Source organism: Streptomyces rapamycinicus NRRL 5491, assembly GCF_024298965.1.
GTDB classification, from domain to species: Bacteria; Actinomycetota; Actinomycetes; order Streptomycetales; family Streptomycetaceae; genus Streptomyces; species Streptomyces rapamycinicus.
This window is the reverse complement of record NZ_CP085193.1, coordinates 11106916-11118282: the sequence shown is the minus strand read 5'-3', so window position 1 is coordinate 11118282 and position 11367 is coordinate 11106916. Positions and strand designations below refer to the sequence as shown.

At 71.0% G+C, this 11367-nt stretch carries 6 protein-coding genes; 2 read left to right on the top strand and 4 right to left on the bottom strand.

Annotated features, from left to right (window positions below; genetic code table 11):
• The first annotated feature begins 180 nt into the window (after nt 1–180).
• The gene (gene mhpA / locus LIV37_RS46020) at nt 181–1779 is read left to right on the top strand and encodes a bifunctional 3-(3-hydroxy-phenyl)propionate/3-hydroxycinnamic acid hydroxylase MhpA (protein ID WP_121826585.1); all 1599 of its coding nucleotides are present in this window, start codon (nt 181–183) and stop codon (nt 1777–1779) included.
• Nucleotides 1780–1796: 17 nt separating this feature from the next.
• Here the strand turns inward: mhpA and LIV37_RS46015 are convergent, their stop codons facing one another.
• Nucleotides 1797–4679 (bottom strand): helix-turn-helix transcriptional regulator, encoded by a 2883-nt coding sequence (locus tag LIV37_RS46015; protein WP_158635002.1) that lies wholly within the window; start codon nt 4677–4679, stop codon nt 1797–1799.
• Nucleotides 4680–5317: 638 nt separating this feature from the next.
• The gene (locus tag LIV37_RS46010) at nt 5318–5947 is read right to left on the bottom strand and encodes a malonic semialdehyde reductase (protein ID WP_020873933.1); all 630 of its coding nucleotides are present in this window, start codon (nt 5945–5947) and stop codon (nt 5318–5320) included.
• A 207-nt stretch (nt 5948–6154) separates the two neighbouring features.
• On the opposite strand from LIV37_RS46010, the gene LIV37_RS46005 reads away from it, so the two are divergent.
• Nucleotides 6155–7129, top strand: a complete 975-nt coding sequence (locus LIV37_RS46005) for a zinc-dependent alcohol dehydrogenase (protein ID WP_214664192.1) — start codon at nt 6155–6157, stop codon at nt 7127–7129.
• Nucleotides 7130–7175: 46 nt separating this feature from the next.
• Here the strand turns inward: LIV37_RS46005 and LIV37_RS46000 are convergent, their stop codons facing one another.
• Entirely contained in the window at nt 7176–9593 is a 2418-nt protein-coding gene (locus LIV37_RS46000; protein ID WP_020873931.1) for an Orn/Lys/Arg family decarboxylase, read from the bottom strand.
• Between the two features lie 152 nt (nt 9594–9745).
• Nucleotides 9746–11353 carry an NHL repeat-containing protein gene (locus LIV37_RS45995; protein ID WP_020873930.1) on the bottom strand — a complete coding sequence of 536 codons (1608 nt, stop codon included), beginning with the start codon at nt 11351–11353 and terminating at the stop codon, nt 9746–9748.
• Nucleotides 11354–11367: the final 14 nt, after the last annotated feature.

The window sequence follows — 11367 nt, the reverse complement described above, 5'->3', positions numbered from 1 at the left end:
TCAGGGTTCCAGGTGACGCGTCAGCGGCTTCACCCACTCCAGCTTCACACCGGAAAACTAGGAGAATCCCCTGATTCACCCCCCTCATCCCCCCTTACTTCGTGATCGTCAAGCCCCCTTTGTCACAGTCCGTTCGGGCCTCCGCTGATAGCTTCGCGGCACCGGATGAGGGAGGCGTGGATGTGCTCTGCGGGCTCTGGCAGGGGGCCGGACACTCCGGATGCGGATGTGCTCGTCGTCGGCTACGGACCCATCGGTCAGGTGCTGTCCATCCTGCTGGCCACCCGGGGGTGGCGGGTGCTGGTCGTGGAGCGGTGGGAGCAGCCGTACACACTGCCGCGGGCGACCAGCTTCGACGGTGAGACGGCCCGGACCCTGGCGTCGCTGGGGGTGGCCGGGTCGTATCCGGAGATCGGTCTGCCGGCCGACGCCTACGACTGGCGCAATGCCGAGGGCAGGTCCCTGCTACGGGTCGAGCTCGCCGAACGCGGTGTGCACGGCTGGCCGGAGACGACCACGATGCACCAGCCCGCGCTGGAGGCGGTGCTGTGCGCCCGCGCCGAGGAGTTGCCCAACCTGCGGGTGCTGCGCGGTTACGAGGCGGCGGACCTGGTGGACGACGGTACCGGAGTGGAGCTCACCGCGACCGACACGGCGGGTGAGCGGCTGCGGTGCGGCGCCTCGTGGGTGGTCGGGTGCGACGGGGCGAACAGTTTCGTCCGCGACCACATCGGGGTGCGCCGGACGGATCTCGGCTTCTCCTTCGACTGGCTGCTGTGCGATGTGGTGCTCCACGAACCGCGGGTGTTCTCCCCGCTCAATGTGCAGCACTGCGATCCGGCCCGGCCCACGACGGCGGTGGGAAGCGGACCGGGGCGCAGGCGCTGGGAGTTCATGCGGCTGCCCGGGGAGAGCGTGGCCGAGCTGAACCGGGCGGAGACGGCCTGGCGGCTGCTGGAGCGCTTCGACGTCACCCCGGAGAACGCCACCCTGCACCGGCACGCCGTCTACAGCTTCCAGGCCGCCTGGGCGGACGAGTGGCGGCGGGGGCGGGTGCTGCTGGCCGGGGACGCCGCCCATCTGATGCCGCCGTTCACCGGTCAGGGCATGTGCGCGGGCATCCGGGACGTGCTCAATCTGTCCTGGAAGCTGGATCTGGTGCTGCGGGGCGCCGCAGGTGAGGGACTGCTGGACACCTATCCGCGAGAGCGCGTCGGCCATGTGCGGGAGGCCATCGACACGGCGGTGCGGCTGGGCAGAGTGCTGTGCGTGACCGACGCCGCCACCGCCACGAGCCGGGACGCCTCGCTGCTCGCGGGCGGCGCCGACACCGGCCGGGGCGGGCAGCGCGGCGCCGCGGGTCCGCCGCTGCGGACCGGCCTGCTGTACACCGGCATCGGCACGGCGCCGGTGCCACCGGCCGGGGAGGTGATGCCCCAGGGCCGGGTGCGGCACGAGGGCGCGACCGGGCTGTTCGACGAGGTGGTGGGCACCGGTCCGGTGCTGCTGGGGTCGGCGGATCCGGCCGTGGCGCTTGAGGAGTCCGAGCTCACCTTCCTCACCGGGCTCGGTACGCGTGTGGTGCATATGGTGGCGGAGGGTGCCGAGGCGGCACCGGGTGCCGTCATCGACGTCGACGAGGTGTATCTGCCGTTTCTGCGAGCGGCACGGGCACGGTTCCTGCTGGTGCGCCCGGATCACCACATCTATGGCGCGGCCCGCACCTCACGTGAACTCGCCGAGCTGGTCAACCAGTTCAGGTCCGGGCTGGTGAAGTGACCGGAGTGAGAAGGAGGCTAGAGGAAGTGCGGCAGATCCTGCCGCCGCTTGACGTTGACTTTACGGAACACCCGGGTGAGGTGCTGCTCGACCGTGCTGGCGGTGATGTAGAGCTTGGCGGCGATCTCGCGGTTGGTGTAGCCCTTGGCCGCCAGTAGCGCGATCCTCCGCTCCTGTGTGGTGAGCGCGGACAACCCGTCCTGGCGCTGATGCGCGGACATCGCCGCCTCGGGGTCGATGGGGTCGAGCGCGGCCTCCCGGCACAGGTGCTCGGCCCCCGTCTGCTTCGCCAGGTGCCAGGCTCGGTGGGCCACCCGGCGGGCGTTGCGCTGGTCCCCGGTGTCCTTCAAGGCCGTGCTGAGGTCGATCAGCGCACAGGCCAGCTCGTAGTCGTCGCCGCTGTCCTTGAGCATGTCGACCGCCTCGGTGAGCAGTTGCGGGCGGCGGGTGACCCGGCTGACCGCCGCCAGGGTACGCAGAGACAGCCCGCGGGCCCGGGAGGGGCCCGGGAGCAGCCGGGCCATCTGCTCCCGTACCAGACGCTTGGCCTGGTCCTGGTCGTCCTGTGCCAGCCATGCCTCGGCCGCGCTGGTGCGCCACGGGACCACGTCGGGGCCGGGCGTCTGCCAGGTCTCGGCGAATCTGCCGCAGGCCAGGAAGTCCGCGAGCGCGGCCTGAGGGTGGTGGGTGGCCAGCCGGTAGTGGCCCCGGGCGTGCAGATAGTGCGCGCCGTGGCGGCCGTACAGGGCCTGCTCGGGGATCGGCTGCGCCACATACTTCTCCGCCTGCTCCAGCCTGCCGGAGCGGGTGGCGGCCAGGATGGCGCAGCCCAGCACCCCGGCCAGGCCGATGCCCCAGCCCTGGGGCGGTACGAGGGCCATGGCGCGGGCCGCCAGGTCATGGGCGGAGGTCAGGCGCCCCTGCCGCAGATGGGCCTCGGCGCGGATGGCGAGGAACTTCCCCTGCCAGGCGACGGCCTGGTGGGCGGCGGCCTCGGTCTCGAGCTTTTCGCACCAGACCACGACCTCGTCCAGGCGGCCCGCGTGGAGCAGTGCGCGCAGGGCGAGCGCTCCGGACTCGGCGTTCCACAGCGAGCCGTGGTCGAGGTGGAAGGTGCGCAGCAGCAGTTCGGCGCGGTGCGTCAGCTGGTCGTTGCGTCCGCTGATCAGATCGTCGGCCAGGGTGACCGCCGAGGGCAGCCACGGGTCATGGCAGGGGGCGGCCTCCGGGGTGGCGGCGGCCACCGAATGGGCCAGTTTCCGCAGCCCGGTGTGGAGGGGGTACGCCATCGCCGCCCAGTTCGTCAGGGGGCGGATGTCCTCGGTTCCGGGGCCGGCGCCCTGGTGGGCGCGGGTGCGCAGGGCCTCCAGCAGGGCGGTCAGCTCATCGAGCGCACCGGCCTGGGTCAGGCCCAGCACCAGTTCGGAGACCTCCCGCCGGTCCAGGTGGCCCGCGGTGAAGTCGCGCAGCTGGGGGCGGAGATGGCGGACGGCGACCTGCGGTTTCAGCTGCCACTCCAACCTGCTGAGCCGGGCGCGGATGCGTGCCGCGGTGGGGTCGTCGGCCCGGGTGTGCTGGGCGAGGTCCAAGCAGCTGAGCGCGGTGCCCACATCGCCGGTCGCCAGCGCCTCGTCGGAGGCCGTGACCAGCACCTCGGTGGCGCAGTCGGCACCGGGGCCCCCGGCGCTGAGCAACTGCCCGGCCACCGTCAGCGCGGGCGCCCCGGCCTCGTGCAGCAGCTCGGCGGCCGCGCGGTGCAGTGCGGCCCGGCTGTCGGCGGGCATGTCGTCCAGCACGGCGGTGGCGGCCACCGGATGGCGGAACGCCTGGCCCTTGGTGAGCAGCCCGGCGCCGGACAGGGCGTGCAGGGCCCAGCCGGTCACCGTGGAATCCACTCCGGCCAGTCGGGCCACGTCCGCCACCGGTGCCGTGCCGCCGAGCACGGCGAGGGCGCGCACCACGGACAGCATCGACGGCCGGGAGTGCGCCACCAGCTCGAGCAGCGCCCGTCCGTAGCCTTCGGGGTAGCAGGCGCCCCCCGCCTGCTGATCGATGATCAGGGCCTGCACGGCCAAGGGGTTGCCGCCGCTGATGCGGTGGAACTCCGCGGTGAGCCGGGGGGACGCGGTGTGCGGGCCGAGCAGCCGGACGGCCAGGGCGTCGACTCCGCTGCGGCTCAGGGGCCGCACGGCGATCCGGTGGGCGTTGGGACTCTGCGAGAGCAGCCCGGCCAGCAGGGGCGAGCGCGGCCACCGCAGGGTGTGGTCATCGGTGAGGAGCACCAGGATACGGGCGGAATGCAGCCAGGGGACGAGGCCGGCGAGGAAGTGCAGCGAGGGCTGGTCCAGGTAGTGGGCGTTGTCGACGCAGATCACCAAGGGGGTGGTCTCGGCCAGATGGGCCAGCTCCATGGTCAGCTTCTGGAAGACGTCGACGACCTGCGTCTCCCAGCCGCTCCCGGCTAACCGCCCGTCGGTGACCGTGTGTTCGACCGCCGAGGCGAGCAGCGCGCGCACCCGGTCCCGGCTGGGCGGCGGAATCGTCATGCCGTGGAAGAGCTGGGTCACCACGCCGAACGGCAGAAGGTGCTCGCGGAGCGAGGCGGTGGCCCTCAGCACGCGGGCGCCGCCCGGTTCGAGGTCTTCGAGGAACTCGTGCACCAGCCTGCTCTTGCCACTTCCCAGCGGCCCGTCCACGACGGCCAGCTGCCCCTTGCCTTTCGTGGCATCGGCGAGCAGGCGACCCAGGCCGGTCAGGATGTCATCGCGCTCGACCAGGTCGGGAAGCGCCCCGCCGGGCGCGCGGCCCCCCTCATTTTCCCGGTCCTCCTGGTCCTTCCGGAAACCGATCGCCGACCGACCGGCGCCAACCGTGGAATCGTGGCATTCCAACAAGCTCACAGGCACCCCGCTTTCTGACATTCCTCCATCCGCGCGGCCACTCATGGGGCGTGCCCGCGCGAAAGCGCATGACGAGCAGGCAGAACTCCTCAGCGGCACAGGTGCGTTGTCCACCCTTGATGCCCGTGGCCAACCGCCAGGGGAAGAGAAATGGATGAGGGAAAGACGCGAGCCGGCCGGAGTCTTGTGTTTCAACAGCATGCGAACAGCGCGTGGTGGCTGTGACATGCACCGGGTAGGGGGCGACATGCACCGGGTAGGGGGCACTCTCGGGTCCTATGCGTAGGTCCCGGCGCGCCGCACTGTCAAGCGAATGAGTTGTATATCACGAAACGATCACGCCGCACTTTTCGGCCGATGCTACGTGGCCCCCGTCGCCATGGGAAGGCACGGTACGGGCGGTGTGGGCGAGGGGGCGGGGGTCGGTGATTGGGCCGAAAATCGACGGTGCTTGATGGGTTCCTCGTACGGGGCTCGGCGTGCCGCCGTCGGGCGAGACGGACGCGCGCGAGGGCGCGCCGCCCGGTGCGAAAGCCGGGCGGAGGTCCGGCGAAGGCCGGTGCGAAGGGGGATCAGGCCACCGCGGCTGAAGTGGCCTGATCCCATGGAGGCGGGCGCCTCACATCACTCCGTTGAGGTCAGACCAGCTGTACCGCCTGCTCGTACGAGGGCCGCGGAAGCCGGTCCCGGAAGGCTTCGGGGCTCGGGTAGCCGATGTTGACCAGCAGGAGCGACCGCCACCGGCCATCGGGGAAGAACTCCTTGTCCACCGCCTCGGCGTTGAATCCCTTCATCGGCCCGGCGGCGAGCCCCGCCGCGCGGACGGACAGCACGAAGTAGCCTGCCTGGAGTACCGCGTTGAAGTCCATGTGGGTCTCGCGCAGTTCCTGGTTGGCCTCCAGCATCTGCTGTAACTGCGGGTTGGACGGAGCGAGGAACGGCACATACTCCGGGTAACGGGTGTCCGCGGCCAGTACCGCGGTGACCGGGGCCGAGGCGGTCTGCTCCTGATTGGGCTGCGCCACCCCGGGCAGCAGCCGCTGCTTTCCTTCCTCGGTGCGTACGTACAGAATGCGCAGCGGATTGATATTCGCCGACGTCGGGGCCCATTTGAACAGTTCGTAGATGGCCCGCAGTCGGTCGTCGCCCACCGGCTTGTCGCTGAAGTCATAGGCCGTCTTGGCCTCGGTGAAGAGAAGCTTCCGACCCTCGGGTGAGAGTGCGTACAGGGCCTGATCTATATCGGGGGCCAGGGTGCTGTCCGACATGGCCGTTCCAACTCCTAACTCTGGTAAGTCGATTGCGCCCACAGCGTACGCGTACGAGGTGTGCGGTGGCCGGGGACTCGCTCAGGTGGGCCGGTGGCGTGGGCGGCTGATGTGGGCCGGTGCCGTGGTCTACCGCCGCGCCGATCATGTGTGGCACGCTTTTGGCATGATGCCGACGGCGCGTCCCATCGGAAAGCAGGCGCCCCCTTGAGGGCCGCCGTGCTGACCGAGCCCGGCGCGCTGTCCGTGGTGTCCGTGCCGGAGCCGTCCTGCGGCCCGGGAGATGTGCTGATCCGCATGCGGGGCACGGGGCTGTGCGGCTCCGATCTCGCGGTGCACTCGGGACGCCGGCGGCCACCGAGCCTGCCCTGGGTCCTGGGCCACGAGGGGACGGGGCGGATCGTCGAGCTGGGCCGTGAGGTCAGCGGTCCGCGCATCGGCCAGGACGTGGTCATCGAACCGGACTACTGCTGTCTGATGTGCGAACCCTGCCGCGCCGGGCGGACGTCGGCCTGTGAGGGGCGGGCCGCCGTAGGGCTGACCGTCCCCGGTCTGCTGAGTGACTATGTGGCCGCTCCGGCCGCGTTCGTATGGCCGGTCGCCCCGCGTCTGCCCCTCGAGGACCTGGTCTGTGTGGAACCCGCGACGGTGGCACGGGCGGCGATGCGGCGCTCGGGGATCGCACCGGGGCAGAGCTGCCTGGTGATCGGGGCCGGTTCCCAGGGTCTGCTGCTGTGCCAGGCGCTGGTCGGCCATGGTGTGACGGTGTTCGTCCAGGAGCCCAACGAGGCCCGGCTCGACCGCGCGTGCTCCCTCGGCGCGACGCCCCTGCCGGTGGACGTGGCCGGGCTCCCCTGTCTCTTCGAGACCTCCGGAGCCCCCGGCGTGGTCGAGCAGGGGCTGCGGCGGCTCGCCAAACCCGGCACCGCCGTGCTGATCGGGATGAACGCCGCCCCGCTCGGGGTCTCGCCGCGGGATCTGGTGGCGGGCCAGATCACCCTCATCGGCAGCATGATCTACGACCATCCGGTGGACTTCGCACAGACCGTCAGTGCCCTGGAGTCCCGGACCCCACCCCGGCTAGGCGCGGTGGTCAGCGACGGTTACCCCCTCGACGACGTCCAGGAGGCATTCACCGCGGCGTACACCGCGTCGGGAAAGGTGTGGGTCGACCTGTCCTGAGGTGTCCGAGCGGCCGCCGATCTGGCGACAGGCGCCGCCGACGAATTCAGGGGTGCTCCGCCGGGGCCGCGGTCGGAGCCGTGGCCGGAGCCGGGACAGCGAGCTCGCGCGCATCGCCCAGGGCCGCTCTGGGAGCCTCCTCGCCCTGGGACAGACACTCGATCAGGTAGTCGCCGGTTTCCGGGTCGAGGGTCACGCCATGGGTCTCGCTGCGGAATCCGGGAAAGCGCCGGTCGAACGTCTCCAACGCGGTCAGATAGCGCAGCAGTGGACCGTCGGGCGTGCCGATGCCCTCGCCGGGCATCAGCACCGGGATACCGGGTGGAGTGACGGTGACCATGGCCGCGGCCACCCGTCCCGCCGCCTCGGAAATCCGCACCCGCTCCGTACCGCCGCGGATGAGTCGCTGGTAGCAGAGCTGTGGTGGGACGACCGGCTCCGGCAGCTCCTGAAAGGCGGTGTCCAGCAGCTGCACCAGGCTCACCTCCCGCAGCTGGTCGTGCATCTCCTGGCACAGCTCACGCAGGGTCCGGCCGGTGTAGCGGCCGGGATACGCGGCGACCAGTCCGGGCAGGACGCGGTCCAGTGGCGCGTCCTCGTCGTAGAGGGCCTTGAAGTCCATCAGGGCGTCCAGCAGGGTTCCCCATTTGCCCTTGGTGATGCCCATGGAGAACAGGACCAGGGTGGTGTAGCTGTCCGTCTTCTCGACCACCACGTGCCGGGTCGCCAGATAGGAGGTGAGGACCCGGGCGGGGATGCCCCAATCGGCCATCCGGCCGCTCGCGTCGATCCCCGGGCAGGTCACGGTGACCTTGAGCGGATCGAGCATGCAGTAGCCCTGGCCGAGCCCCGGGAAACCGTGCCACTCGGCGTCCGGTTCCAGCTCCCAGCACGAGGGGTCCGTGCGCAGCAGTTCGGCCGGGGCCTCGTCGAAGGGCAGCCGCTCACCGCTGGCCGGGTCGGTCACGGTCTCCGGCTGCCAGATCCCGAAGAACCAGGCGGGGCGGTCCCCGGCGGCCTTGATACGGCGCCCGATCCGCACCACCGACTGACGGAAGCGGACCGCCTCGGCCACCGCCTCGTCGATCAGCCAGCGGCCCTGTGGCCCGTCCATCATCGCGGTGGCCACATCCAAGGAGGCGATCATCGGATACAGCGGCGAGGTGGTGCCGTGCATCATGAACGCCTCGTTGAACCGGTCGTGCTCCACCGGGGCCCGGGGCGCGGGCTTGATGTGCACCATGGCGCTCTGCGAGAGCGCGGCCAGCAGCTTATGGGTGGACTGGGTGGCGAAGACGGTGGGCCGCTCGGGCCCGGGGAAGGTCTCGGGCCCCACCGACATGCCGTAGCGCCCCGCGTAGAGGGGATGGAAACGGGCGTAGGCGAACCATGCCTCGTCGAAGTGGACGCGTGGGGTGCTGGCCGCGAGCCCTCGGGCGGCCTGCACGGCGTCGTAACACAGTCCGTCGTAGGTGGAGTTGGTGAAGACCGCGTACTGGGCCTCGGCGGAGAGCGCGCCGCGCGTCAGCGGGTTTCCCGCGATCCGGGCGGCCACCGTGGCTGCCCGGATCTCATCCGGGGGCAGCGGCCCGGACAGTCCGTAGCCATTGCGGGTGGGGATCAGATAGACCGGCCGGGCGCCGGAGACGACCAGGCCGTGCAGCACCGACTTGTGGCAGTTCCGGTCCACCAGCGCGATCTCGTCCCGGGTGACGCTGAAGTGGCCGACCAGGCGGTCACAGGTGGAGTCCCCGTGGAGGACGAAGTAGGTGAGGTCGGCGCCGAAGACCCGGGCCGCGTTCCGCTCCGCGTCGCCGATCGGGCCCGTGTGCTCGAACAGCGAACCGAGCGCCTCGACCGAGATCGACAGATCGCTGCGGAAGAGCCGCTCCCCGAAGTAGTCGTGGAAGGCCCGGCCCACCGGTGACTTCAGAAAGGCGACACCGCCGGAGTGGGCCGGGGTGTGCCATGAGTACTCATGCGTATCGTCGAAGCGGCGCAGCGCCTTGAAGAACGGCGGCAGAACGGCCTCGCGGTAGACGCGGGCGGCGCTGGAGATCCGCCCGGCGATGAAGGCGACGGTGTCCTCCGTGGGCCAGACATAGCCGACCACGGTCTCCGACACCCACAGCGGCAGTTCTTCAAGGCTCTCATCGGCCGCGATCAGGAAGACCGGCAGATTCTGGAACCGCCGGCCGACCTGGCGCAGCACCGCGGCGCCACCCAACTCGCCACCCAACTCGCCGCTGGGTTCGTCGCGCGAGTCGAGTCCCCAGTCGACCAGCGCGGCGGCGAGACCGGCCTCGGTGCGCAACACCGTCCGGGCGTCGGCGCCGGTGCCGGCCCATCGCACCGCGAACCCGCCCGCTTCCAGCTCCGTGCGGATCCTGCGCAGCTGCTCGGCTCCGACCGTGTCGTCCCCGGGGTGCTCCCGCACCGCGAACAGAACCGTGTCGCCCGCCATATCCCCTCCTCGACGTGCCTCCCCTGTCCGTCCAGTGTTCAGGAACAGACCAGCACATGGGGGCATGCACCTGGAAGATCACACGAAGGAGGGAAAATCATCCCGGATGGGATCCTGATGAGGTCCTGATGAGGTCCTGGAGTCGCGGTGGCTCACTCGGCAGGCGCGTCCAGACGCAGCACACTCCCCTCCCCGTTGGCCGATACGAGGAGGGCCCCGTCCGGTGCCACGGCGAGCCCGGCGAACTGGCGCGGGCGGCCGGGGACTCCGGGAACCGGCTCGGGTTCGGTGCGGGTGACCCCGGGCGGCAGGCCGACCGCCAGGCCCTCCGCGTCGGTCCTGCTCTCGCCCGTGGCGAGCGAGATCGCCCGCAGCCGCCGGTGCGCGACCTCCACCGTGAACAGCTCGTCGCCGCGCACGGCGAGGCCCTGCGGTTCGCCGAGCCCGTCCGCGACGACCACCGCCTCGCCGTCCTCCAGCCGGAGCACCGCGCCACGCCGGTCGTCGCTCACGTAGCAGCGCCCTTGGCCGTCGAAGGCGATGTCCAAAGGGTGGTCGAGTCCCTCGGCGAGCACGCTGACCGTGTCGGTGTCATCGATGCGCAGGACGCGGCCGACGCCGGTCTCGGCGACCACGAGGGAGCCGTCCGGTGCGACGGCGATTCCGGTGGGCTGGTCCAGCCCGGTCGCGCGCACCCGCATGGTCCGGTCCACGGGGTCGTGGGTGCGTACATCGCCGAGTTGTGAGGTGAGGTGGAGCAGGCCGTCGTCGGCGGTGACGTTGTGCACGGCGTACATCAGCTCATGGGTGACGACACCGGGCTCCTGCCCGTCGTGGCCGGTGGCATCCGGGCTCGCCAGCCGGAAGTGGTCGGCCGCGTACACCGTGCCACCGAGGTCGACCGTAATGCCGAAGGGCCCGTCGAACCCCTGCGGGACCACCACCCGGGTCCGGCCGTCGGTGTGCACCTCCGCGATCCCGCCACTGGCGAAGCTGGACACGAACATGCGGTTCTCGTGGTCGAACGCGGCGTTGTCCAGCCCCACGACGCCGGTGGCGACGACCGACCGGGCCCCGGTGTTCAGATCGATACGGGTCACCACCCCGGCCCTGCCACGGGACAGGACGACGAGGACGCCGCCACGGTCGAACCGCACCGCGACCGGGTCGTCCACCTCCTCGGCCACCAGCTCGGGCACCCCGCCGTCGGGCGGGATCCGCCAGACCTGGTTGCGCATCATCTGCGGGTAGTACAGACATCCGTCCGGGCCGAGTTGCATCGCGTTGCCCAGGGCCAGTCCGTCGGTCAGCACCGCCGGGTCGCCACCGTCCGGAAACAGCTCCATCAGGCGGCCGTTCATCTTCATCTCGTTGACGAAGAGGCGGTCGCCGACGCAGGTGATGCCGTTGGGCACCGACACCTGGTCGGAGACGAGCGTGTACTCGCCCCCGGGGCCGCGCCGCCACACCCGGCCGGGGGTCAGATCGGCGATGTACATCGAGCCGTCCGCCCCGAAGGCCAGGTCGTCCGGCGCCTCCACCGGGCCGTCGAGCGGCACCACCACCTCGATGTCGCCCGAGGCCGGGTCCACGGCGCTGATCTGCCCGGCGAGGAACTGCGCCACGTACAGCCGCCCGTCGGGGCCGAAGGTGACGCCGTTGGAACCCCACAGCCGGTTCGCCCGGGTGAGTCGCCGCACCTCCATACGATCGCTCGTGACCTGCGTACGGCCGGTGTCGTCGAACCGGCTGGGGTGCATCGCCTCTCCTTCCG